The organism is Stenotrophomonas sp. TD3, assembly GCF_001939825.1.
GTDB lineage: Bacteria > Pseudomonadota > Gammaproteobacteria > Xanthomonadales > Xanthomonadaceae > Stenotrophomonas.
Map to the genome: position 1 here is coordinate 340,687 of NZ_MOYM01000001.1, position 24,817 is coordinate 365,503.

24 protein-coding genes are annotated in these 24,817 nt (G+C 63.5%); 3 read left to right on the forward strand and 21 right to left on the reverse strand.

Annotation, left to right across the window (positions count from 1 at the left end; translation table 11 throughout):
• Nucleotides 1-94: 94 nt before the first annotated feature.
• On the reverse strand, nt 95-934 hold the full coding sequence (locus BKE09_RS01495) for a type 1 glutamine amidotransferase domain-containing protein (protein ID WP_075674676.1): 840 nt from the start codon (nt 932-934) through the stop codon (nt 95-97).
• 96 nt (nt 935-1,030) lie between these two features.
• Here BKE09_RS01495 and BKE09_RS01500 point away from each other — a divergent pair, with 96 nt between their 5' ends.
• Complete coding sequence (locus BKE09_RS01500; protein ID WP_075674677.1) at nt 1,031-1,954, forward strand: LysR family transcriptional regulator; 924 nt, start codon at nt 1,031-1,033, stop codon at nt 1,952-1,954.
• Nucleotides 1,955-2,503: 549 nt separating this feature from the next.
• Nucleotides 2,504-2,875, forward strand: coding sequence for a hypothetical protein (locus tag BKE09_RS01505; RefSeq protein ID WP_075674678.1), 372 nt, complete (start codon nt 2,504-2,506; stop codon nt 2,873-2,875).
• A gap of 10 nt (nt 2,876-2,885) precedes the next feature.
• Here the strand turns inward: BKE09_RS01505 and BKE09_RS01510 are convergent, their stop codons facing one another.
• The 20 genes from BKE09_RS01510 to ndk all read right to left on the reverse strand — a co-directional run bounded on the left by BKE09_RS01510 (nt 2,886) and on the right by ndk (nt 23,761).
• Nucleotides 2,886-3,557 carry a DUF4145 domain-containing protein gene (locus tag BKE09_RS01510; protein WP_075674679.1) on the reverse strand — a complete coding sequence of 224 codons (672 nt, stop codon included), beginning with the start codon at nt 3,555-3,557 and terminating at the stop codon, nt 2,886-2,888.
• 317 nt (nt 3,558-3,874) lie between these two features.
• Nucleotides 3,875-4,390 carry a hypothetical protein gene (locus BKE09_RS01515; protein ID WP_075674680.1) on the reverse strand — a complete coding sequence of 172 codons (516 nt, stop codon included), beginning with the start codon at nt 4,388-4,390 and terminating at the stop codon, nt 3,875-3,877.
• Between the two features lie 195 nt (nt 4,391-4,585).
• Entirely contained in the window at nt 4,586-5,260 is a 675-nt protein-coding gene (locus tag BKE09_RS23105; RefSeq protein ID WP_139319602.1) for a DUF5677 domain-containing protein, read from the reverse strand.
• A 408-nt stretch (nt 5,261-5,668) separates the two neighbouring features.
• Nucleotides 5,669-6,640 (reverse strand): reverse transcriptase family protein, encoded by a 972-nt coding sequence (locus BKE09_RS01520; protein WP_075674681.1) that lies wholly within the window; start codon nt 6,638-6,640, stop codon nt 5,669-5,671.
• A 147-nt stretch (nt 6,641-6,787) separates the two neighbouring features.
• Complete coding sequence (locus BKE09_RS23110) at nt 6,788-7,516, reverse strand: hypothetical protein (RefSeq protein ID WP_139319603.1); 729 nt, start codon at nt 7,514-7,516, stop codon at nt 6,788-6,790.
• A complete protein-coding gene (locus BKE09_RS23590; RefSeq protein WP_139319604.1) occupies nt 7,509-7,862 on the reverse strand; it encodes a hypothetical protein in 354 nt (117 codons plus the stop codon). Before BKE09_RS23590 ends, BKE09_RS23110 begins: the two co-directional genes overlap by 8 nt.
• Nucleotides 7,863-8,356: 494 nt before the next feature.
• Complete coding sequence (guaA, locus tag BKE09_RS01525) at nt 8,357-9,922, reverse strand: glutamine-hydrolyzing GMP synthase (protein ID WP_075674682.1); 1,566 nt, start codon at nt 9,920-9,922, stop codon at nt 8,357-8,359.
• Nucleotides 9,919-10,395: a hypothetical protein gene (locus tag BKE09_RS01530; RefSeq protein ID WP_075674683.1), complete on the reverse strand. Its 477-nt coding sequence runs from the start codon at nt 10,393-10,395 to the stop codon at nt 9,919-9,921. The genes guaA and BKE09_RS01530 overlap by 4 nt, the downstream gene beginning before the upstream one ends.
• Nucleotides 10,396-10,502: 107 nt before the next feature.
• On the reverse strand, nt 10,503-11,960 hold the full coding sequence (guaB, locus tag BKE09_RS01535) for an IMP dehydrogenase (RefSeq protein ID WP_075676539.1): 1,458 nt from the start codon (nt 11,958-11,960) through the stop codon (nt 10,503-10,505).
• Nucleotides 11,961-12,714: 754 nt separating this feature from the next.
• Nucleotides 12,715-13,593, reverse strand: a complete 879-nt coding sequence (gene folD, locus BKE09_RS01540; RefSeq protein ID WP_014036908.1) for a bifunctional methylenetetrahydrofolate dehydrogenase/methenyltetrahydrofolate cyclohydrolase FolD — start codon at nt 13,591-13,593, stop codon at nt 12,715-12,717.
• A gap of 166 nt (nt 13,594-13,759) precedes the next feature.
• Complete coding sequence (locus BKE09_RS01545) at nt 13,760-15,592, reverse strand: monovalent cation:proton antiporter-2 (CPA2) family protein (RefSeq protein ID WP_075674684.1); 1,833 nt, start codon at nt 15,590-15,592, stop codon at nt 13,760-13,762.
• Nucleotides 15,583-15,750 carry a hypothetical protein gene (locus BKE09_RS23475; RefSeq protein ID WP_170871720.1) on the reverse strand — a complete coding sequence of 56 codons (168 nt, stop codon included), beginning with the start codon at nt 15,748-15,750 and terminating at the stop codon, nt 15,583-15,585. The genes BKE09_RS01545 and BKE09_RS23475 overlap by 10 nt, the downstream gene beginning before the upstream one ends.
• A gap of 52 nt (nt 15,751-15,802) precedes the next feature.
• Nucleotides 15,803-16,945, reverse strand: a complete 1,143-nt coding sequence (moeB, locus tag BKE09_RS01550; RefSeq protein ID WP_075674685.1) for a molybdopterin-synthase adenylyltransferase MoeB — start codon at nt 16,943-16,945, stop codon at nt 15,803-15,805.
• Nucleotides 16,946-17,129: 184 nt separating this feature from the next.
• Nucleotides 17,130-18,527, reverse strand: a complete 1,398-nt coding sequence (gene der, locus BKE09_RS01555; protein WP_014036905.1) for a ribosome biogenesis GTPase Der — start codon at nt 18,525-18,527, stop codon at nt 17,130-17,132.
• A gap of 17 nt (nt 18,528-18,544) precedes the next feature.
• Entirely contained in the window at nt 18,545-19,753 is a 1,209-nt protein-coding gene (gene bamB, locus BKE09_RS01560) for an outer membrane protein assembly factor BamB (protein WP_075674686.1), read from the reverse strand.
• On the reverse strand, nt 19,753-20,391 hold the full coding sequence (locus BKE09_RS01565) for a tetratricopeptide repeat protein (protein WP_032960761.1): 639 nt from the start codon (nt 20,389-20,391) through the stop codon (nt 19,753-19,755). Before BKE09_RS01565 ends, bamB begins: the two co-directional genes overlap by 1 nt.
• 65 nt (nt 20,392-20,456) lie before the next feature.
• Nucleotides 20,457-21,329 carry a RodZ domain-containing protein gene (locus tag BKE09_RS01570; RefSeq protein ID WP_014036902.1) on the reverse strand — a complete coding sequence of 291 codons (873 nt, stop codon included), beginning with the start codon at nt 21,327-21,329 and terminating at the stop codon, nt 20,457-20,459.
• 18 nt (nt 21,330-21,347) lie between these two features.
• Nucleotides 21,348-22,133: a type IV pilus biogenesis/stability protein PilW gene (gene pilW, locus BKE09_RS01575; RefSeq protein ID WP_075674687.1), complete on the reverse strand. Its 786-nt coding sequence runs from the start codon at nt 22,131-22,133 to the stop codon at nt 21,348-21,350.
• Nucleotides 22,120-23,325: a 23S rRNA (adenine(2503)-C(2))-methyltransferase RlmN gene (gene rlmN, locus BKE09_RS01580; protein WP_005409296.1), complete on the reverse strand. Its 1,206-nt coding sequence runs from the start codon at nt 23,323-23,325 to the stop codon at nt 22,120-22,122. The genes pilW and rlmN overlap by 14 nt, the downstream gene beginning before the upstream one ends.
• A 10-nt stretch (nt 23,326-23,335) precedes the next feature.
• Entirely contained in the window at nt 23,336-23,761 is a 426-nt protein-coding gene (ndk, locus tag BKE09_RS01585) for a nucleoside-diphosphate kinase (RefSeq protein ID WP_008265389.1), read from the reverse strand.
• Between the two features lie 368 nt (nt 23,762-24,129).
• On the opposite strand from ndk, the gene BKE09_RS01590 reads away from it, so the two are divergent.
• Complete coding sequence (locus BKE09_RS01590) at nt 24,130-24,783, forward strand: TetR family transcriptional regulator (protein WP_075674688.1); 654 nt, start codon at nt 24,130-24,132, stop codon at nt 24,781-24,783.
• The last annotated feature ends 34 nt before the right edge of the window (nt 24,784-24,817 follow it).

Consider the following 24,817-nt stretch of genomic DNA (forward strand, 5'->3'; position numbering starts at 1 on the left):
GTATTGAAGGGCTTCCCTGGAAAACCGGCCGCGCCGGGAAGGACGAGGCCAGTCCGCCATGGTGCCACGGCGCGGCACGCGATGCCGTCCCGCCCTACTTCAACCGCTCCAGCAACCGCTGCCCCACCTCCAGTGCCGAAGCCGGGTTCTGCCCGGTAATCAGCTCGCGGTCCACCACCACATGCCCGGTCCACGGCGTGGTGTTGCTGCTGAACTTCGCCCCCGCCCGCTGCAGCGCGGTCTGCGGGTAGAACTTCATCTCACCGCCGCCCAGCAACGGCTTGGCCTGCTCTTCTTCCTGGTTGCTGATCACCGTCATCTGGTAGCCGCTGTAGATCCACTTCGGCGTGGCCGGCATTGCACCGGCTTCCAACTTCGCCACGAAACCACCCGCACCCGGCAGCGTGGACAGCAGCGCGATCGGCCCGTGGCAGACCAGCGCGGTGGTCTTGTTGCGCTGATGGAAGTCGGCCAGCAAGCGGCCCAGCGCCGGGCTCTTCAGCAGGTCCTGCATCGGCGCGTGGCCACCGGGGATATAGACCGCATCGAAACGCGCGTAGCCCTGCTGCTCGATGCGCGCCAGGCTGACCACCGGCGAGGCAGTCGGCGAAGTCAGCGCCAGTTTCTCCAGCAGGTCCTTGTGCAGTTTCAGCTGCGCCGCATCGTTGCCGAAGTACGCCGCCGTCACCGAGGACGCATCCACCGTCGGCGCCCGCCCCTGCGGCGTGGCGAAGGTCACCTCGTGGCCCGCGTCCAGCAGCAGCTTGACCGGCTGCATCAGCTCATTGAGATAGAAGCCGGTGGACAGCACCTTGCCGTCCTTCAGGTCCAGGTAGCTTTCGTCGGACAGCACCACCAGCACGTTGGCGGCATGCGCGCCGGTCGCGGCCAGGGTCAGGGCCAGCGCTGCGGCCAGCCGGGTCATCAGGTTCATGGGGAGCTCCTATCGGGGAATGGCGGCCACTTTATTCATCGCCCCAGCGGCGATAAATTGGCCCCATCGCAAAACATCTGTTCCCCGGAGAGCCAAATGAGCCGCAAGTTCGACTACCTGGGCGATGTGGAGGTGTTCCTGGCGGTGGTCGAGCACGGCTCGTTCACGGCCGGCGCGGTGGCGCTGTCCACCACGCCCTCGGTGCTGAGCCGCGCGGTTACCCGCCTGGAAGCGCGGCTGGGCCGACCGCTGCTGCAGCGGACCACGCGCCGCGTGGGCCTGACCGACGCCGGGCGGCTCTATCTGGAACAGGTGCGCACGGCCTTCGGCCTGCTGGACGACGCCGAGCGCGACGTACTGGCCCAGGACGGCGCGCTGGCCGGCCGCGTGCGCCTGAGCGTGCCCACCACCTATGGCCACTACCGGCTGCCGCCCGTGCTGGCGCGCTTTGCGCAGCAGTACCCGCAGGTGCAGGTGGAACTGAACATCACCAACCGCAACGTGGACCTGGTGGCCGAAGGCTTCGACCTGGCCATCCGGCTGGGCCAGCTGCCGGACAGCGGGCTGGTAGGGCGCAAGCTGGAAGATGCGCCTTTGGTGCTGGTGGCTTCGCCGGAGTACCTGCAGCGCCGGGGTACGCCGCAGACGCTGGACGACCTGCAGCAGCACCTGTGCCTGCCCTTCGTGATGCCGCGTACTGGGCGGTTGGCGCCGTGGATCTTCAGCGACGGCGGACGCGACGTCGACTGGCTGCCGCGCTCGTCCATCGAGACTTCCGACGATGTGCTGGGCGTGGTGTCGCTGGCCGAACAGGGCATCGGCATCTGCCAGAGCTATGAGTTCATCGTGCGCGAGCGGTTGCAGCGTGGGCAGCTTGTGGAAGTCCTGCCGCAGCTGCGGGGACGGTCGCGGCCGTTCTCGGTGATCTATGCGCCGCATCGGCGGCAGTCGGCGGCGGCGCGGGCGATGATTGAGTTGCTGGTGGGGAATGCGAGCACGGCTGAGGACGGCGCTGGTTGAGGCTGCGAGGTTCGCTGGCGTTGTCGGGATTGAACCTATTTTCGGGGTGTGCGGTCGGTCGGGCGCCGCGATCTGCCGAAGCGGACTAAGAACTGTTGCAAAGAAGGCCGTCGCGCTATTCGCTTGTGGCGTGGGCGATTGCGCCACTTCTATTCGCCATCAGCAGAGCAGCGGCGCGAATGCGTCTGCTGGCGTCGCGTGCTGCACGAATGGTGCGTGCAACAATAGTTCTTCGCTCTCGGATTACGCGATTCCTTCGCGAATTTCTATTGGCATTCGGAGCCGCTGCGTAAACACCATGGCACGCCACCGAAAACGGGTGGCTCGGGTCTGCAAACCCGAAGAAAGCGATGTCTGTAGTTTGCGCTTGCCCGTCGGCACCGTCCTTAACCGGTGCCGGCGGGCAAACCGTCGGCCTTTCTGGCGGGCGGTGCGTGGGGGCTTTCGGGCCCACCGGTTTATGACATCGCTTCTTCCGGTTTGCAGCCACGCATCGTCCGCCACCTCTTCACGGTGGCGCTGTTAAGCACAGCCACGGAAGCCGACGCCATGAACGAATCCGACACCTTCTCTTCGTACACCGTTGTTGAACCCATCAACGACGACACTCCCCTGCCCGATCTGAACTCCCTGCTAGGCATCCTCAAGCGCATGCGCGGCTGCGAGGGTGCAGACGGTCACCCTTGGCCGGAAACCGATGTGTCACCCGGCCGCCGAGTGAGCCTTGCCAGGACCGAGCGCGCATTGGTGGGGCTGCTAACGGTGCTGGAGGTGCTGCATTCGGCGGACCGCTGCCGGGTGGCAGCGGAGCCGGAGCGGCATCTGGATGAGGGGGTGGTGGATGGGTTGTTTCTGGCTTGCAGGGGGTTGGTTGAGCGGGCTTGTCAGGAGGTCAGGCCTGAGCAACTTTCATTGAATTAATTACTGCCCCTCATTTGAAGGTCCGTTTTGCGTGCTCAGGAAGAATGTAGACCCCTAGCAGAAGATGGTCTACGACGTCAAAAGCGAGGCCCAGTTCTTCAAGGGAGTGAGGCTTTGCCTCGTGTGCGGCTTCATTGCCAAGCGTGCGAACCTTATGAAGAATGTCCGCGCCATCCTGTGTCAAGACACCAAGGCTAACGAGCCCATTTACCTTGTGAAAGAGGTCTCCGCCCGGAGCCTCTTTATTCTTACAGATAGTTTCAACAATTGCCCGAACACCAATTCCACACAATACCGGCTGCTTGTCATTTAAAGCCTTAAGTGTTTCTTGGTATATTCGCTGAATTTTCTCAGGAAGAAGCTCGGAGTCCGAGAGAGGTTGGCGACCATCTGTTGGGCTTGGATATATATCTACGCGAGGCTGATACTCCCACTCATCCTCGCCGATTTGGACGAAATCTTGATCAGAACCTTCGGCTCTACGGAACGACAGCGTCTCGCAGCCAAGGCACCTGACGATTTGGTACTCAATTACCCAATCGATGCCAAAACCTACCGGCCCATAGGTTCCCTTCAGCGTCGCCTCTGTGACGACCTCGTGCTTTGTAATGCGGCGGCACTCTCGACACTGAGAATCAACCTTAACCCCTTGATGCTTATTGACCGTGAAATTGTTTGCCATAACGGCTGCGTCCTACATTGAACAATCCGGCGACGCGGACTTGGCTTGAATCAACATAAAAATACTATCAACTCCCTTAATCTGCTAAATCAGTCAGTTTTCAGAATGACTTCTTCCAAACCAACTCACAATGCGGGAGGGGAGCGAAAGCTGCCGACAAGACGTGATGAGTTGCCCAGGCCCACCCTTCACTAGCGCATCGATTCTAATACGAAGGTTTTTACGACGATTGAGTCCCAGCAAGCGCCCTAACAACATAGAAATAACCTTGTTAGCAAGGCAATCACATCCCAGCAGTAACACTAATCCCAAAGACTTCAGAGCGCACTAAATCTAACCTCCGTCTCACGAATTATCTCATTAAGCTCTCGCTCAATCATGGATTCGTCAATACCCAGTACTTTCCACAACGATCGGTAGACTGGCGTAACCAGAGCATCAGCATGGTCAAACAACTCAATCATTGAGATCAGGTCGACCAACATTGTCTTCCGTCCCGCCGGATGTGTAGCGTTCGCAGCATGTTCTCGGAAGAAGTGATGAATTAGTCGGTTGCGCTCTGATAGCGCCCTTTTCAGAACGAGGTCCATGCCATCTGGGATCGCTGTGAGCAAGTGAGTGGCCTTGAGAAGCTGGCCGAGCGTTCTGCTCTCAAAGTGACCGAACGCGGAATCAAAGTCGTGACAGGTTGCTCCCTCGATAGTTCTCAGTTGAAGCGCGACAGTCCAGTTGATGAAGCTAGATTCCAAGAGGTTGGCAGCAAATGCAGCGAGCCCAAAAAAAGCATATACCTCTTTCGGATCGTCGAAGTCTGGGATTGGGATCGTAGGCACAGCTTACTGCCTCCAAAGTCTTAGAATCCGGAGCGCGCGAAATAGCCAGATAGCCGATGACTCCAATCTGAGGCATCGACCACCTCAGTCGGCCATCTAACACCCGCAATATTTCGCGCTACATCAGGTGACCTTAGGCTACCATTTCCATGCCAGAGTTAAGTCGCGCCGTGCCACGGCCGCATAAGTGAATTGCTAAGGAACCGCGCTATCATTCAACCCTAGAAGGGCGCGGATCTCCTCATTATCCGGACGGTCTCGATGCAATAGCCAACGCACACCAAGATGCCCAAGCAAGACCGAGAATGCGCCTACGCAATTCAAAGCCAGGGAACTGGCCTGGAGCCTGGAGCCAGCAACATCATTGCCGTGAGCGTGCATAGACTGAAATCGATAGAAAACGTTGTACAAATCAAGTAATCCTGCTTGTCGTGCCATGGCCTCTACTGAAACTTGCTTTTGTCCACGCGCAGCACCACCATTAGTCAGGAATTCCGCAGTACAGTCATTTCCTTCCCTATCAACAATCTTTGCGATCCCAGTTCGCGCATTGGCCATGAAAATGGCCTTGATTTGCTCCGAAGAAAGCGCCAGAAGATGTCTAGCATTCTCAGATGATAGAGTCGCCCAATGCGTTTTGATCGATAGCTCAATTATGGATCGCCCCAGAATGTTCACCGCAAGATCGTTTGAACCCGTTGCTAGGCAAGCACATGACGACATTAGCTCACCCCCTCCCGTCAAGGCTTGACGGACAAAAGAATCCACATCAGGGAAAAGTGAATCATTCGCCTTCAATGATGCCGCCGCTGCCATCGCACCGGACCTTTGCATCAGATCACTGGCAATGCTATTGAGATCAGTCTCCATGCATCCCTGCCGTCAAAATAAACTGAGGCCGCAAATCGTTTTCATCTCCAATGACCACTACGCTCCTTGAGCAAGAGAACGCGGGAACTTCGGTTTCCCATGTCGGCGTAGACAAGAATAGCTTCGGAGACTTGGGCACGATTGTTTAAGATCAACTCGGCGATTTCAAAGGCACTTCTATTTACCACAACTTCGGTAGAGGCAAATGAGGTAAGAATTCTTCAAGAGGGATCCCGGAACCATCTTTACCGGAAAAGGATCACACCGACGCCCCCTCATAGTTCACGGCTATGGCAGAGCAAGAAAGCTTGAGAAGGTTGCGTCCAGATCACACCCGAGCCCGCCTTCATCAAAGAGGTGACTAAAGTTACATGTGGCTTCAAGCGCTTCTTTACTACATCGCAAGGTCTAGTCGGCGACTTCTTCCACCTGTATTCCATACCTTATATGACCCGCGACCCTTAGCAGATCGTCCTGGCGAATGCGCCCGCGCTTGGAGAGATGCGCATAAGCTCGCAACTTATTTCGGTATCCCTTGGTGAGTCGAATCTGCGGACCGTGAACAAGAACGCCATGGACCTTCAATCGACCTGGAAGCTGATTGAACTCAGTCTTTTCGGCCGACAATTCCCAGGGCGTGTCGGTCATTAGATCAGCCACTTCGGCACGCAGCCCCTCAGGAAACTCCTCGACGCCAGAGAACACAATGTCATCTGCGTATCGACTAAGGCGTGCGCCGAATCGTCGAGAAATATCAGAAAGTTTTTCGTCCACAGCTCTAAGTGCGATATTAGACATCACAGGACTGGTCGGAGCACCCTGGGCAAGAAAGCCTCGGTAGCAAGTGAGCCGAGCTAGCATTTCAGCGGACTCTGCGCCGAAACCGATTGATTCAAACGCCTCCGCCACCACATACGCAGGCGTCGACGGGAAGAAATTTGCAATGTCTACAGAGAAGGTCCAATGCGCCATTCTGTGAACCTTCGCCGCCTCCAGATGCGACCGTCCCGAGACGAACCCGAAAACGTGATCTGGTGCGGCATAGTGTCGCTGCATCAACACCGACAGCCATTTCTGAAGAATCTTAAGTGCGACTCTAGGAGCAACAATCTCCCTTTCTCCTCGCGCGCCTTTGGGAATTCGGAATATGCGATAGTGCTTATCTGGCCGATATTCAAATGACCAAAGCAATCCCGGATTAATTCCCAGCATCGTGGCCAAGACCTCCCGCGTACACACCGGAGGAAGGCCCAGTTCGGCAAGCCGCTTGACTTCTTCCTTGTCTACAACTGCGACCGAATCACCAAGCGCGGCAACAAGCTCCTCAACGCTAGAGAAGAGAAAGAACTGCGAGTCTTGAAGGAAGAGCGGGAGCCTCATATAGCAAAGCAATGCTTTCGTTGAGCGCCGTCGAATCGGACGGCGATTCGAAGGAGCGCCGGCTGATTCGACGGCACCCTTCTAACTACCGGGCCTGGGCAATTGGGCATGATACACACCCGCGCCTGAGGCTCCCGCCTGTATAGACTATCCATGCCGCTTGGCCAATGCAAGAAGGCGAGACAGGTCCGGGCTTTCGCGCCCCTTGACCGTGCCCAACCCTCTTAGCGTCAGAAGGGTTACCGCGTACAACCCAGATTTAAGGCGCACTACCTGCCCCGCCTTACGAAGCGCATCAAGTCGTCGCATCATCCAGTCATCTGATGGAACTACGAATCCAGCCACACGCAGTTTTGCAGCCAAGACTCCAGGACTCACTGGTGCCAATAGTCTCAACATCGTTAGACAGCGGGTCTTGCTCGGAAGATTCTCACCGGTGGTGGGCGTTATGTGCGCGAGCTCAAGCCCCAGCTCCCTGAGCAGGATACGCGCCTTCACCGAGACCTCGCCCAGCTCATCTTCGGTAAGCTGCCGCTTAGGAACGACCCAAACAAAGGCCTCTCGACCTTGCCTAGTCAAGAAGGAATTGCGAATAACAGTTCCGAATGAATGCAGCAGAGTGGCTCGCAAGCCCGCCTCCGCATCACGCATCATGGCGTCAGTGAGGACAAAGTCTATCTGCACCCCTACAGCGCGCAATTCTTCTTTAGCCACCTCGAGCTGAACATTGGATGGCTCCTGCCTTCCCCTTGAATCTCGCCGAATTTCCACGAAAACATGGAAAGAACTTCCATCCTCCGAATCGCGGATAGCAGATCCAGAGACGGGGATTCCAGCAGCAATTAGACGCCTCTCCAATTCTGCCTCGTTAAACATCAAGCTGTCTCCAAGCACCATGGATCTCGCCAAGCCATGCTTTCGCCTTCTCTGGCCATTGATGTGCCTCCGTAATTCCCACCTCGTTCAGCGTAAATCGCTCCCCATGAACAAAGCTAACCAGAATTTCAGGATGATAGTCCGCTACAACACGCGTGGCCGAACTCGCCCTCATTAGACATGCCAGCTCCTTAGCGGCCTTAACTGCTCGACGGCACTGCCTAGACAACTCCATATCACCAACCTTGTCAGCCTTTCTGCGACCTTTATCCAGAATCCTGCACACTTCCGACGTCAGCACCTGCGGCATTGATGCATGGGCCATTTTTCCCCATTCATCGCGCATCTCTGCTAGAACGGATCGGACTAGAAGGAAAGTCGCATAGTAGTAGCGATTGTAAGACGAGCGCCCAAACAGATCCCGCTCTGCAGGGTCCCGTCGCGCATTCGCTGTTACTTGGAGATGATGAGCGACTTGTTGCAACGTGCCGTCTCTAATAGGTCCTGCGATAGCAGAAGTAGAGACCAGCTTGAGTCGGGTTGCAATAGTGAAGTGAATCCCCCTACACACAATCATCACCAAACCTCACTCCACAACCCGCCTTGGCGCCGCCACGATTCGGCTGCTGACCCGCTGAATGTGCAACACCGTGTCGTTCCAAGCCGCCCTCTCCCCGCACGATCCGAATGGAAGGAATCTCAGCTGATTGCCCTGAAACACCATACAAGGAATGAGGCCTGCGCCGCACCCGAGCACCAAGCGCCTAAGCTAATGCGAGACGAAAGGAGTCGAGTGCCCTAACGAAAAAGGGCGCCTCTCGGCGCCCTCGTTCTTTCAACTCATTCCCACTCAATAGTCGCCGGCGGCTTCCCCGAGATGTCATAAACAACCCGCGACACCCCCCGCAACTCATTGATGATCCGGTTGCTCACCGTCCCCAGGAACTCATACGGCAGATGCGCCCAATGCGCGGTCATGAAGTCGATCGTCTCCACGGCACGCAGCGCAATCACCCACTCATAAGCGCGCGCATCACCCACCACGCCCACCGACTTCACCGGCAGGAACACGGCAAACGCCTGGCTGGTCTTGTCGTACAGGTCCGCCTTGCGCAGCTCATCAATGAAGATGGCATCGGCCTTGGCCAGCAGTTCGGCGTACTCGCGCTTAACTTCGCCCAGGATACGCACGCCCAGGCCCGGGCCCGGGAACGGATGGCGGTAGACCATGGTGCGCGGCAGGCCCAGCTCGACGCCCAGGCGGCGCACTTCGTCCTTGAACAGCTCGCGCAGCGGCTCCACCAGGCCCAGCTTCATGTGCTCCGGCAGGCCGCCCACGTTGTGGTGGCTCTTGATCACATGCGCCTTGCCGGTCTTGCTGCCGGCCGACTCGATCACGTCCGGGTAGATGGTGCCCTGCGCCAGCCACTTGGCGTTCTTCAGCTTGTTCGACTCTTCGTCGAAGATCTCAACGAACAGGTTGCCGATGATCTTGCGCTTGGCTTCCGGGTCGCTCACGCCATCCAGCGCAGCGAAGTAACGGTCGGCGGCGTTCACGCGCACCACCTTCACGCCCATGTGCTCGGCGAACATCGCCATCACCTGGTCGCCTTCCTGCCAGCGCAGCAGGCCGGTATCCACGAACACGCAGGTCAGCTTCTCACCGATGGCCTTGTGCAACAGCGCAGCCACCACGGACGAATCGACGCCGCCGGACAGGCCCAGGATCACTTCGTCATCGCCCACCTGCTCGCGCACGCGGGCGATCTGGTCGTCGATGATGTTGGCGGCGGTCCACAGGGTCTGGCAGCCGCACACGTCCACCACGAAGCGGCGCAGCAGCGCCTGGCCCTGCAGGGTGTGGGTCACTTCCGGGTGGAACTGCACGCCGTACCAGCGCTTTTCTTCGTTGGCCATGGCGGCCACCGGAATGCGGTCGGTGGTGGCGGTGATGGTGAAGCCCGGCGGCGCCACGGAGACGTGGTCGCCGTGGCTCATCCAGACATTCAGCTTCGGCTCGCCGCCGTGGTCGCTCAGGCCCTTGAACAGCGCATCCGGGTTGATCACGTTCACTTCGGCGTGGCCGAACTCGCGCTGGTCAGCGGCTTCGGTGGCACCACCCAGCTGCGCGGCCAGGGTCTGCATGCCGTAGCAGATGCCGAAGATCGGCAGGCCGCTGTCGAACACTTCCTGCGGCGCGGCCGGCGCACCCGGCAGCGTGGTCGATTCCGGGCCACCGGACAGGATGATGCCCTTGGCGCCGAACGCCGCGATCTCGGCCGGGTTGTGGTCCCACGCCCAGATTTCGCAGTAGACGCCCAGCTCGCGGATGCGGCGGGCGATCAGCTGCGTGTACTGCGCGCCGAAATCGAGGATGAGGATCTTGTCGTTATGGATGTTGGTCATGGTGCCGTTCCAGTGGTGTTTTTCGCAGCGCCCGGCGCTTCAAGGCTCTGCGTCAGCGTGGCGATGAACGCCTCGCGTTGTTGAATATGTGAGGGATCTTCCTCGTCCCAGCGCAGCATCAGCAGGCCATGCGGTGCGTTGGGGTTGGCGCGGTCAGCGCGCGGCAGTTCGGCGATTTCCTGCACTTCGGTGCCGGGCACGACGCGCCGTTGCAGCGCCGCCATCGAGAAGCCCGCATCCGCAGCGCCCCAGGACGCCCAGCGCACACTCATCCGTGCGGGCTCCAGCGCGCCAAGTACCGGCGTCAGCACCGGATCATCCGGCCCGTGCAGCAGCTCGGTAATGCATTGCAGGGTGACCTGCAGCGGGCGCTCGCCGGTGCCTTTCAGCAGCCAGCACTGCTCGCCTGCGGCCTGCACCTGCCAGCCCTTCGGCAGCGAGAACGCGTTCTGGCACGCCTGCACGTCCTGCAATTGCGAAACCGCCGCGCCCGGAGACCCGGAGCGCGGCGGCGGTTCGGACAACGAACAGCCTGCCATCAGCAGGCTGCCCGTAATCGCAAGAGCAGTTCGCAAGCGCATCAGGCGCGGTAGTTCGGCGGCTCTTTGGTGATGGTCACGTCGTGGACGTGGCTCTCACGCTGGCCGGCGCCGCTGATCTTCACGAACTTGGGCTTGCTGCGCATGTCTTCGATGGTGGCGCAGCCCACGTAGCCCATGGTGGCGCGCAGGCCGCCCATCAGCTGGTGGATGATGCCGCCCACCGGGCCGCGGTACGGCACGCGGCCTTCGATGCCTTCCGGCACCAGCTTGTCGGCGGTGGCGGCGTCCTGGAAGTAGCGGTCCTTCGACCCCTTCTCCATGGCAGCCAGCGAACCCATGCCGCGGTAGCTCTTGTACGAACGGCCCTGGTACAGCTCGGTCTCGCCCGGCGATTCCTCGGTACCGGCCAGCAGGCCGCCGACCATGATGGTCGAGGCACCGGCGGCCAGCGCCTTGCCGATGTCGCCCGAGTAGCGGATGCCACCGTCGGCGATCAGCGGGATGCGGTCCTGCAGGGCTTCCGCCACCAGATCGATCGCGGTGACCTGCGGCACGCCGACGCCGGCGACGACGCGGGTGGTGCAGATCGAGCCCGGGCCGATGCCGACCTTGACCGCGTCCGCGCCGCTGTCCAGCAGCGCCAGTGCGGCTTCGCCGGTGCAGATGTTGCCACCGATGACCTGCACGTGCGGGAAGTTCTTCTTGACCCAGCTGACGCGGTCCAGCACGCCCTGCGAGTGGCCGTGCGCGGTATCCACCACGATCACGTCCACGCCGGCGGCGACCAGCGCTTCCACGCGGCGATCGGTATCGCCACCCACGCCGACGGCCGCGCCGACCAGCAGGCGGGTCGACAGATCCTTGGCAGCGTTCGGGAAGTCGGTGTTCTTCTGGATGTCCTTGACGGTGATCAGGCCACGCAGTTCGAACGAATCATTGACCACCAGCACCTTCTCGATGCGGTTGCGGTGCAGCAGCTGCAGCACTTCGTCGGACGCGGCGCCTTCCTTGACCGTGATCAGGCGATCCTTCTTGGTCATGATGTGGCGGACCGGGTCGTCCAGCTCGGTCTCGAAGCGCATGTCGCGGTGGGTCACGATGCCGGCCAGCAGGCCGTCGCTGCCCACCACCGGCACGCCGGAGATGTTGTGCGCCTGGGTCAGGGCCAGCACGTCACGGATGGTGGTTTCCGGGCCTACGGTGATCGGGTCGCGGATGACACCGGCCTCGAACTTCTTGACCTTGGCCACTTCCGCGGCCTGCTGTTCCAGGCTGAGATTCTTGTGGATGATGCCCATGCCGCCGAGCTGGGCCATGGCGATGGCCAGGCGGGCTTCGGTGACGGTATCCATGGCTGCGGACAGGATCGGAAGCTTCAGCTTCAGGTCGCGAGTCAACCGCGTTTCGAGGTTGACGTCCTTGGGCAGGATGGTCGAATGGGCGGGGACGAGCGAGACGTCGTCGTAAGTGAGTGCTTCAGCCTGGATGCGCAGCATCGGCATACCCGAGATGTGGGGAAGCGCGACATTTTACCCCTTTTTCGCGCCGTGTGGCAGGGGGTAGATGCGACGCAGTGTCGCGCGGGCAGTGGTTGGTTCAGGGGAGCCTGCAACCTGCTCTCAGGGCCTGGAACCTGCCCTTGGTGGGTGCGGACCGTTGGTCCGCATTACCTTCATACACCTGCGCACCGGCATTGTGCCGACCAACGGTCGGCACCCACCAGCAGCACATCTCGCTGACCCAAGGGCCAGATCCAGCCGCTTTAGGTGGGTGCGGACCGTTGGTCCGCACTACCCTTCAGACACCTGTGCCCCAGCATTGTGCCGACCAACGGTCGGCACCCACCAGCAGCACATCTCGCGAGCAGACCCAAGGGCCAGATCCAGCCTCTTTAGGTGGGTGCGGACCGTTGGTCCGCACTCTCTCAGACACCAGTGCCCCAGCAGGAGCCCCACCCCTCTGGCATTGTGCCGACCAACGGTCGGCACCCACCAGCAGCACATCTCGCGAGCAGACCCAAGGGCCAGATCCAGCCGCTTTAGGTGGGTGCGGACCGTTGGTCCGCACTCTCTCAGACACCAGTGCCCCAGCAGGAGCCCCACCCCTCTGGCATTGTGCCGACCAACGGTCGGCACCCACCAGCAGCACATCTCGCGAGCAGACCCAAGGGCCAGATCCAGCCGCTTTAGGTGGGTGCGGACCGTTGGTCCGCACTAACCCTCAGACACCTGAGACCAGCCCCAGGTGAGGTCAGCTCAGCGCTTCCGCCGCTTCCAGGGTGTTCTGCATCAACGTGGCCACGGTCATCGGTCCCACGCCACCCGGCACCGGGGTGATCCAGCTGGCCCGCTGGGCAGCGGCCTCAAACCCAACATCGCCCACCAGGCGGCCGTCGTCCAACCGGTTGATACCCACGTCGATCACCACCGCGCCCGGCTTCACCCACTCGCCCGGCACGATGCCCGGGCGGCCCACCGCCACCACCAGGATGTCGGCGTTGCGCACGGCCTGTTCCAGCACGTCCTTGGGGGTGAATTTGTGGCAGCTGGTCACGGTGCAGCCGGCAATCAGCAGCTCCAGGCCCATCGGGCGACCGACGTGGTTGCTCACGCCCACGATGGTGGCGTTGCGGCCGCGCACCGGCTGGTCGGTGTGGCCCAGCAGCGTGGTGATGCCGCGCGGGGTGCACGGGCGCAGGCCGAACTCGCGCAGGGCCAGGTGGCCGACGTTTTCCGGGTGGAAGCCGTCCACATCCTTGCGCGGGTCGATGCGCTGGATCAGCCGGCGCGCGTCGGGGATGCCCGGCAGCGGCAGCTGGATCAGGATGCCGTTGATCTTCGGATCGGCGTTGAGCTGGTCGATCAGGTCGAGCAGCTCGGCTTCGGTGGTACCGGCCGGCAGATCGTAGTCATGCGCTTCGATGCCGACCTTCTCGGCGGCACGGCGCTTGTTGCGCACGTACACGGTCGAGGCCGGGTCGCCACCGACCAGCACCACGGCCAGGCCCGGGCGGCTGCCGCCGGCGGCCACGCGCGCGTCGACGCGCACCTTCAGGCTGTCGAGCAGGTCCTCGGCGATGCGGCGGCCATCAAGGATGCGGGCAGGAAGCTGGGGGGCGGAATCGGTCATCGGGAGCAGGCGTGGGGCGGCGGGGACGCTATTGTCCCTGATTCAGGCCCCCCTCGCCCACCGCTACGCGTCGACACCGCGCACCGGTAGTGCCGGCCGCTGGCCGACAACCTCGTGACGTCGGAACGTTTCCGTATCTGCCGGCCAGCGGCCGGCACTACCGGGGCTACTCTTCCTCCTCCGGCACATCCTGCGGGTTCAGCGTCTTGCTTGCCCGCTTCGGCGCGGTGAACGGCGTCGGCGTCGGTACGCCCTGCGGGCTGTTGCCGTAGATCATCCGCGCGCCCGCATTCAAGCCACCACCGGCAATCTCCAGCTCGAAGCGCTCGGCGTCGCGGCGGCGGATCTGCTCGGCAATCTCCACCGCGTCGTCCTCATCCGCACCCAGCTCCACCAGCGCGGCCTGACCAAACAACACCGCCGATTCAAACGTCTCGCGGATCTGGAAATCGACACCGGCATGGATCAGCCGCAGCGAATGCTCGCGATCGAACGAACGCACCATCAGCTTGGCCTGCGGGAACTCGTGCGCCACCAGCTCAACAATGCGGTCGGCGGCCTCGGCCTTGTCCACGCACACCGCAATCGCGCGCGCAGTGGCGGCACCCGAGGCATGCAGCACATCCAGGCGCGTGCCATCGCCGTAATAGATCTTGAAACCGAAGCGCGCGGCGCTCTGGATCATCTCCACATCGTTGTCGATGATGGTCACGTCCACGTCGCGCGCCAGCAGCGACTGGCTGGCGACCTGGCCGAAGCGGCCGAAGCCGATCAGCAGCACGCTGCCGGACAGGCCCTCGGCTTCGTCCACGCCGTCCATGTTCACCGTCGGCTTCGGCGCGATGCGCTTGTAGACCAGCACCACCAGCGGCGTCAGCGCCATCGACAGCACCACCACGGCGGTGAAGTTGGCATTGATCTCCAGGTTGATCACGCCGGCCGATGCGGCGGCGGAGAACAACACGAAGGCGAACTCGCCGCCCTGCGCCATCAGCACGCCACGGTCCAGCGCCTGCGCGTGGTCGCTGCCCATCACGCGCGCCACCACGTAGATGCACAGCGCCTTGGCCGCCATCAACGCCAGCACCAGGCCGAGGATCAGCTGCCAGTGCGCGGCCACCACGCTCAGGTCCAGCGCCATGCCCACGCTGAGGAAGAACAGGCCGAGCAGGATGCCGCGGAACGGTTCAATGTCCGCCTCGATCTGGTGGCGGAAGGTCGACTCGCTCAGCAGCACGCCGGCCAGGAACGCGCCCATCGCCATCGACAGGCCGGACAGCTGCATCAGCAGCGCCGCACCCAGCACCACCAGCAACGCGGCGGCGGTCATCACCTCACGTGCCTTCGATTCGGCCAGCAGGCGGAACAGCGGGTTGAGCAGGAAGCGGCCGACCAGTACCAGGCCGACGATGGCACCGACGCCGATCGCCACCGACAGCCAGCGCGAGCCTTCGCCATCGGCACTGCCCGCACTCGGCCCCATCCAGGCCACCAGCGCCAGCAACGGCACGATCAGCAGGTCTTCGAACAGCAGGATGGAGACGATCTTCTGCCCCGACGGCAGCGCGATGTCACCGCGCTCGGCCAGCAGCTGCATCACCACTGCGGTGGAGGTGAGCACGAAGCCGGTGGCGCCGATGAAGGCCACCTGCCACGGCAAGCCGAACAGCTTGGCGATGCTGGTCAGCACCAGCGCACAGGTGACGATCTGCAGGGTGCCCAGCCCGAAGATTTCCTTGCGCAGGCTCCACAGGTGCGACGGCCGCATTTCCAGGCCGATCACGAACAGGAACATCACCACGCCGAGCTCGGCGGTATGCAGGATCGCCTGCGGGTCGGAGAACCAGCCCAGCCCGAACGGTCCGATCGCCAGGCCAGCAGCGAAGTAGCCCAGCACCGAGCCCAGGCCGGCCCGGCGGAACAGGGGCACCATCACCACCGCCGCGCCCAGCAGGGCGACGACCTTGACCAGCTCGCTGGTCGCTGCTTCTACCGCCATGCGGTGTTTTCCCCAAGATCCAGAATCGGGTTCAACAATAGAGCAATGCCGATGACGGCAATAGCACGCATGTTGCGTCGGATTGTCTTGGATGTGGAACGATGCCGGGAGCGACCCCCAAGATCATCCTGAAACCATGCCTTGTAGAGTCGAGCCATGCTCGACTCCTTTTTGGCCTCATCGCGCAGAGCAGTCGAGCATGGCTCGACTCTACAGAGAGCCGCCCCGGCAAAACGCGGCGTAATCGATATACCCCGGGAACGGCACTCCCGGCGCGCACACCAGGCACTGCGGGTCCGGCCGGATGCCGGTCTCGCGGAAGCGCATGCCCAGCGCATCGAAGCGCAGCAGCCGCCCCACCAGCGGCTCACCAATACCCAGCAGCAGCTTCAGCACCTCGGTGGCCTGCAGCACACCGGCCAGGCCGGGCAGCACGCCCAGCACACCCGCCTCGGAGCAGTTCGGCGCGAATTCCGGCGGCGGCGGCTCGGGGAACAGGCAGCGGTAGCACGGCGCCACGCCGCGCTGGCGGCCGGCGTCAAACACGCTTACCTGGCCGTCAAAGCGCTCGATGGCGGCATACACCAGTGGCGTGGCGTGCTTGATGCAGGCGTCGTTGAGCAGGTAGCGCAGCGGGAAGTTGTCCGACCCATCCAGCACCACATCCACGCCCTCCAGCAACGCATCCACGTTCTCGGAGGTGACCCGCTCGGGCACGGCCTCAACCTCGATCGACGGGTTCAGCGCCAGCAGCCGCTCGCGCGCGGAATCAACCTTGAGCTGGCCGACGCTGGCTTCGGTATGCACGATCTGCCGGTGCAGGTTGCTACGCTCCACGCGGTCATGGTCGGCGAAGCGCAGATGCCCTACCCCAGCGGCGGCCAGATAGAAGCCGGCCGGTGCGCCCAGGCCACCTGCACCCAGCACCAGCACGCGTGATTGCTGCAGACGCCGCTGGCCGGCCTCGCCCACCTGCGGCAGCAGCAGATGGCGCGAATAGCGGTCGTAGAAGTCGCGGTCGGCAGCACTGGCCAGCGGCTGCACCAGCGGCAGCGACTGCTCGCGCCACGCCACGGTGCCGCCCGTCACGGAAGCGATGTGGGTGTAGCCGACCTCCAGCAGGAACTGCGCGGCGTCGGCCGAGCGCTTGCCGCTCTGGCAGATCAGCAGGATTTCCTGGTCGTGCCGCGGCAGATGCGCGGCCGGGTCGGCCTGCAGCTCGCCCTTGGCCACGCCGCGCGCGCCCTCGGCCATGCCGCCGGCCCGTTCATGCGCCTCGCGTACATCGATCAGCACGGCGCCATGGGCCTGGCGCTCGCGCGCCTGCGCAGGGGAAATCTCTTGGATGCTCATGGCCGCATTATCGCGCACGTGGCGTCGGCCCGCCTTGACCGATATCTGCAAACATGGGGTAGTGCCGGCCGCTGACCGGCATGGCCAAGAACGCGTCAGACGACGGGAGGTTGCCGGCCAGCGGCCGGCACTACCGGTGGGAGCGCGAACGAAAAAGGCGGCCCTGCGGCCGCCTTTTTCTGCATCACTTGCCCTTGACGTGCTTCATCAAGCGCCGCTTGGCCTTGACCTGCCGCTCGGTGAGGACGTTCTTCTTGCCCTCGTACGGGTTGGTACCCTCGCGGAAGATGAAGCTCACCGGCGTGCCGATCAGCTTGAAGCGCTTGCGGAAGAAGTTCTCCAGGTAGCGCTTGTACGATTCCTGCAGCTCCTTCAGGCGCGTGCCGTGCACGATGAAGGTCGGCGGGTTTGCCCCGGCCGGGTGCACGTAACGCAACTTGGAGACATGGCCGCGGATGGTCGGCGGCGGATTGGTCTCGTAAGCCACTTCCAGCGCCTTGTTCACTTCACTGGTTGTGAAGGTCTTGTTCGCCGATTCGTGCGCACGGTGCACCGCACGGAACAGCTCACGCAGGCCCGAGCCATGCTTGGCCGAGATGCGCACGGACTCGGCCCACGGCACGAAGCCCAGCTTCAGCGACAGCATGGTTTCGGCCTGCTCACGCTGGTACTCGGTCAGGCCATCCCACTTGTTGATGGCGATCACCAACGCGCGGCCGGCGTCGAGCACGGCACCGAGCACAGTGGCGTCCTGGTCGGTCACGCCTTCGGTGGCGTCGAGCATCAGCACGGCCACCTGGCACTGCTCGATCGACTGCATGGTCTTGACCACCGAGAACTTCTCGACGACCTCGTCCACGCGCGAACGACGACGCAGGCCGGCGGTATCGATCAGGCGGTATTCGCGGCCGTCACGCTCCAGGTCCACCGCGATCGAGTCGCGGGTGGTGCCCGGCACATCGGAGGCGATCATGCGCTCCTCGCCGAGGATGCGATTGACCAGGGTCGACTTGCCCACGTTCGGGCGGCCGACGAAGGCGATGCGGATGCGGTTCGGATCGTTGTCCAGCTCTTCGCCGCTGCCTTCTTCCGGCAGGCGCTGGATCACTTCGTCCAGCAGGTCGTCCAGGCCCTGGCGATGCGCGGCCGACACGGTCAGCATCTCGCCGAATCCGTAACGGGCGAACTCCGAACGCACGGTGTCCTCGTCGGTGCCGTCGATCTTGTTGATCAGCAGCAGCGTCGGGCGCGACAGCTTGCGCAGCCAGGCCAGGATCTCGTCGTCCATCGCCGAGGTACCCTCACGGGCATCGACCACGAACAGGATCAGGTCGGCTTCCGCCGCAGCGGCGCGGGCCTGGCGGGTGGTAGCCCCTGCCAGTCCCTCTTCCTCTTCCGCGATACCGCCGGTGTCGACGACGAGGAAATGATTGTCCTCGTCCAGGCGACAGACACCGTAGTTGCGGTCGCGGGTGACGCCGGGCTGGTCATGGACCAGCGCGTCACGGGTGCGCGTCAGCGCATTGAAAATAGTCGACTTGCCGACATTCGGCCGTCCAACCAGGGCGACCAAAGGCAGCATCGCGATTACTCCAATTTTTAATTTGCCAACCGGAAGGCGGTCAGCTTGCCATCAACGTTCTGCACCAGCAGCACCCCGTCTGCGACGATCGGCTGGGCCAACAGGGCGTCGCCGCCACTTTTTGCCCGTGCCGCCATTGCACCATCGGACGCCTGCAGCCAGTGCACGTATCCCTTGTAGTCGCCGACCACCACGTAGTCGCCGTGCAGCGCCGGGCCGGTCAGCGAACGACGGGCCAGCGCGGTCTGCGACCACATGGCAGCGCCGCTGGCCTTGTCCAGGCCGAACACGCCGCCCTTGTTGTCGGTGACGAACACATTGCCCGACGACACCGCCACGCCACCCGCACCGCCATGGTCGCGCGCCCACAGCGGGCGACCGGTCGGGCCTTCGATGGCCATGGTCTGGTTCTTGAAGCTGCTCACGTAGAGGGTGTTGCCCTCCAGCACCGGAGCGCCGTCAACGTCCGCCATGCGCTCCAGCTCGGTGCGGCCTTCGCCGTTGCCGAGGTTCTGTTCCCACAGGGTGCGGCCATCCTGCTGGGCCAGGGCTGCAACCGCGCCCTCGTCCTTGCCGATGAACAGCACGCCCGGGCCGGTCACCACCGGCGCGTTGCCGCGCACGGTCAGCGCCGGCAGTTCGCTCGGGTTGAACCACTTCTGGGTGCCATTGCCGGCATCGAAGCCGGTGACGCGGCCATCGTTGCTGCGCACGTAGACCATGCCCTGGGCAACGGCCGGCGCGGCGATGACTTCACCCGGAACACGGGCCCGCCACTTTTCGCTGCCATCGTTGATGTCCAGCGCGATGACCTGGCCGTCCAGCGTGCCGATCACGACCAGGTTCTCACCGACCCCCGGGCCACCGGACAGGCGCAGCTTGGCCTTCTTCTTTTCCTTCTTCGGCTCCCAGGTCCAGACCTTCTTGCCGGTCTGCAGGTCGATGGCGTGCACGCCACCGGTGATCGCCGCAGCGAACACGTGGCCGTTGGCCACCGCCGGGCCCTGGCGCACGCCAATGCGGCGCTCGCCCTTGCCGAGGTTGACCGACCAGGCCTTGCTGACCTTCAGGGTCGGCTCGAACTTGACCAGCTCAGCCGGTTCCTGTGCCTTCTTCGCGGCCGCGTCCTTGCCGGCGAACCAGCCCTTCATGGTGCTGCAGCCGGTCAGGGCCATGCCCATCAGGAGCACGGTGGCGACGCGGGTGATCATGACCTTCTGACTCATCAAACCGACTCCGCAGGGGCGGCGACGGTGCCGCCGGCGTCCATAACCTTGGTTTCCAGCAGGCGCCGCTGCGGCGCTGCCACGTCCAGCGTCTTCAGCGCCTTCTCGTACTGTGCACGGGCGTCATCGCGCTTGCCCTGCGCCATCAGCGCATCGCCATGGATTTCCAGGCTGCTGCTGTCGGTGGCGCTGCCCAGCAGCTTGATCGCCTCGTCGCTCTTGCCGGTGGCCACCAGCAGGCGGGCCACACGCTGGTCGACCACGCGCTGCAGGTCACCCTCGACCTTCACATTGCGCAGGGTGGCCAGTGCCTCTTCATTCTTGCCGGCGTCGACCTGGGCCTTGGCCAGCTGCAGCGCCGCGAGGTCGCCGTAGATGCTGGACGGGCCGGCTTCGAGCGCCTTGACCGCCTTGGCGGCGTCGTCAAGCTTGTTCTGCTGCAGGCCCTGCAGGGCCTTCTGGTACTCGACATTGGCCGAGGCCAGCTTGCCGCCCTGATCCTTCTGGTACCACTGCCAGCCGGCAATGGCACCGATGGCGATGACTACGCCACCGAGGATGCTGGCGCCATTCTTCCGCAGCCAGCTGCGGACGCGTTCACTTTGTTCGTGCTCGTCGAGCAGATCGTCGATCGCCATGCGTACTCTCGCCCCGCCCGTCGGGAGGGACCATTGGGATTAATCGAAGGTGGTGAAACCGCGCCTCAGTGCGAAACCGGGACTACGGAGCCTTCAGAGGATACCTGAAAGCGTGCCACGTTGGCTCGCTGGTAGGGGGTCAGATCGACGATAGCGCCGTTCTGCTGAACCTGGACCGCCGAGGCGTTGCCCAGGGTCACCCGGGTCACCTGGCCCGGCGTGAAGCTGCGGGTCTCGCCGGACTTGATCAGCGCCTTCTCGACGGTGCTGCCGTCCGGACCGCCGATGTCGACCCAGCTGTCGCCGCTGAACTGCATTTCCAGCGCGTTGCCGGCAGCCGCCGGGGCCGGCGCCGGGCGCGGCACCGGGGCCAGCGAGGCCACGTACGGGGTCGCCGCCGGCTTGCTGGCCGGGGCAGTGGTCGCTTCGGCCGGCGCGGCAGCCTCGGCCCCGGCCGCGGACGGGGTGACCGGCACGGCGGCCGGGATCACGTCCAGCGAGGCGGTGCTCGGCGACGGGGTCGCGCTGCCGTCGAAGTGGCCACGGGTGGCGAACCACACCGGCACCGCCAGCACGGCGGTGATGCCGACGTACAGCACGCGCCGGCCGAGGTTCTCGGCGATGCGGCGCGCACGCGGGGTATGGGTATGGCTGACCAGGGTGGGCGGAACCACCGGGCCGACCTGGGCCTGTTCCAGCAGCTGGCCCACGTCCACGTCGAGCAGGCGCGCGTAGCTGCGCAGCTGGCCGCGCACGAACACCGGCGCCCCCAGCTTCTGCCATTGTTCTTCTTCCAGCGACTTGACCACCTGGACCGGCATGCGCAGGCGCGAGCCGACATCTTCGAGGGTCAGTCCGGCCGCTTCGCGGGCCTGGCGCAGGCGGGTGCCGCAGCCGGCCGCAGTCTCGAGAGCGCTCACAGTCTGGTCATCAATCACAATGCATCAACCCTGGAGTTAGGAGCCCGCTTCCTGCGGAAATTCCTGTCGAATCCGCTGCAGATAACGATCAGATGCCGCCCGATCGCCCAGCCTCGCTTCGATTTGAGACGCAAGTTGTAACACGGAACGCGTTGCGGGTGCAGCCGCAATCCTACGTTCGGCGAAGGCCCGAGCCTCCATGTAGCGGCCCTGGCGGAAGCTCAGCTGGGCCATCGACTCCAGCGCGACCGGGTTGGCCGGCGCCGCGACGAGGGCCGCACGCAGGTCGCGTTCGGCCCGATCGAGCTGGCCCGCGTCCAGGGCGCAGCTGCCGGCATTGGCCTGCGCCTCGCCCGGAGTGGCATAGCCCGGCGCCTGCAGCGCCCGGTCGAACCAGGCCAGCGATTCGGCCGGCTGGCCCTGCTGGCACAGCCAGGCACCGTAGTTGTTGAGCACGTCTCCGCGCTGCGGCGCCAGCTCGGCGGCCTTGCGGAAATTCTCGCCCGCCTGGCGGGTGCGGCCACGACGGTCATCGATGCCGGCCTGCAGCACCAGCGCATCGGGAGCCTCGGGCGCCAGCTTCAGTGCTTCGCGCACCTTGCGCTCGGCGGCGTCGAGATTGCCGACCTGCATGTCGCGGGTCGCCAGGGTCAACAGGTCGCGCCAGCGCACTTCGCGCCGCACGCTTTCCGGGTCACCCACCGAATAGACCGGCGCCTGGCTCGGCCCGAGCTTGGCCTTGGGATGGGATTTGCAGCCGCCGACCGCAACGGCCAGCACGCCTGCGAGAAGCGCCAGCCAGAGGCGGTCAGGCCGCGGCATCGCTCCCCTTCCCCGCCTGCAGCGTCTTGTTGAACTCCGCCTGGCGGCGGGTGCGGTCCATCACCTGGCCCTTGAGCTGGCCACAGGCGGCGTCGATGTCGTCGCCACGGGTGCGACGGACCATGGTCAGCACGTTGCTGTCGAGCAGGATCTTCTGGAAGGCGCGGATGTGCGCTTCTTCCGAACGCTCGTAGCGGGTACCCGGGAACGGGTTGAACGGGATCAGGTTGACCTTGCCCGAATCCTTGGCCTGCACCGCGTTGTCGAACTGGCGCATCAGGCGGGCCAATTCGCGGGCATGCTCGGGCTTGTCGTTGATGCCCTTCATCAGGGTGTATTCGAAGGTGACCGATTCGCGGCGCTTGTTGGCGCGCAGGTAGCGTGCGCACGAGGCCATCAGCTCGGCGATCGGGTACTTCTTGTTGAGCGGCACCAGGGTCTCGCGCAGCGCATCGTTGGGCGCGTGCAGCGACACCGCCAGCGACACGTCGCTTTCGGCGGACAGGCGGTCGATCTGCGGCACCAGGCCGGAGGTCGACAGGGTCACGCGCTTGTTGGCCAGGCCGTAGCCCAGGTCGTCGCGCATCACGCTCATGGCGCGCACGACATTGTCGAAATTCATCAGCGGCTCGCCCATGCCCATCATCACCACGTTGGTGAGGCGGCGCATCTGGTGCGGCACGTTGCCCAAGTGGCGTGCGGCAACCCACACCTGGCCGATGATCTCGGCGGTGGTCAGGTTGCGGTTGAAGCCCTGGGTGGCGGTGGAGCAGAACGTGCAGTTCAGCCCGCAACCGACCTGCGAGGACACGCACAGCGTGCCGCGGGTCTTGTCCGGGATGTACACGGTCTCGATGGCGTTCTTGCCATCCACGCCCATCGCCAGCAGCCACTTGTGGGTGCCGTCGGCGGAGGGCTTGTCGAACACGATGTTGGGAACCAGCACCTCGGCATGGGCCTGCAGCTTGGCGCGCAGGACCTTGCCGAGGTCGGTCATTTCATCGAAGTCGGTGACGTAGCGATGGTGGATCCACTTCATCACCTGATGGGCACGGAACTTCTTCTCGCCGAGAACCTCGACGAAGAACTTCTCCAGGCCCGCGCGATCGAGGTCGAGCAGGTTCTGCTTGCCAGCCGTGGGTGCCGACTTCGGCAGCGGCTGGATGGCGGGGGACTGTACGACCTCGTTCACGGCATTACTCTCAGCGCGAAACGACTTCGGTGGCGGCGAAGAAGTAGGCGATTTCAATCGCGGCATTCTCGACCGAGTCCGAGCCGTGGGCGGCGTTGGCATCAATGGATTCGGCGAAGTCGGCGCGGATGGTGCCCGCAGCGGCTTCCTTCGGGTTGGTGGCGCCCAGCAGGTCGCGGTGGGCCAGGACGGCGTTCTCGCCTTCCAGGGCCTGGATCATCACCGGGCCGGAGATCATGAACTCGACCAGCGCGTTGAAGAACGGACGCTCGCGGTGCACGGCGTAGAAGCCTTCGGCTTCACGGCGCGACAGCTGCTTGTACTTGGCGGCCACGACCTTCAGGCCGGCCTTCTCGAAGCGGGCGTAGATTTCGCCGATGACGTTCTTGGCAACGGCGTCCGGCTTGATGATCGAAAGGGTGCGCTCCAGCGCCATGGGATGTCTCCAATGGAATCGGGCCGCTGATGGCCCGAAGGGTAACATGAAAAAAACCCGCGTCGGGACGCGGGCTTAGCCTGATAAACGTAGGCGAATTGTAAAAGATAAAGCGGCAGGGTGGTAGTGCCGGCCGCTGGCCGGCAACGCCGTTGCGGCCGGTGGTCAGATCCCCGCAGGGGCTCTGCCCCCTATTCCGGGCCCACCGTTGGGGTCGGAGCCCCGTTCGGGGATCCGACCCCGCCCCGCCCATTCACCCACCTGAGCGGATTCTGACCGCCGCAGGCATTTTTGCTGCACTGCAAAATGCCATACGCTACCGTCTGGTCCTAGTATCAAACAATCGTTTGATTAAGGCCCGCCCGCCGATGGCCAAACCCGCCCACTTCTCGACCAAGGACCGCATTCTCGGCGCGGCCGAGGAGCTGTTCGCACAGCACGGCTTCGCCGGCACGTCGCTGCGCCAGGTGACCAGCCAGGCCGACGTCAACATCGCTGCGGTCAACTACCACTTCGGCTCCAAGGAAAACCTGGTCAACGAGGTGTTCCGCCGCCGCATGGACGAGATGACCGGCGCCCGCCTGTCACAGCTCGAGCGCGCCCGCGCCGAACACCCCGGGCAGCTGCGCCCGGTGCTGGCCGCCTTCGTCGAGCCGGCCCTGGCGCTGGCCCAGGACCGCCAGAACGGCGGCGCCTTCGTGCGCGTGATCGCCCGCGCCTACGCCGAGAAGAACGACAACCTGCGCAAGTTCCTGTCCGATCACTACGGCCACGTGCTGCGCGCGTTCGGCAAGGCCATCGGCGAGTGCGTGCCCGACCTGAGCAAGGAAGAGCTGTACTGGCGCCTGGACTTCCTGGCCGGCTCGCTCACCTATGCCATGGCCGACTTCGGGCTGATCAAGCGTCCCGCCGGTGTCACCGAAGCGGCGCATCGTGCCCATGCCGCCCACGAACTGATCCATTTCGCCGAAGCCGGGTTCCGCGCCGCCGCTCGCGCCAGCGCCCTGCCCGCTTCCCTTTGATTCCACCCAGTAACTGCTGACCAACAAAGGCCCT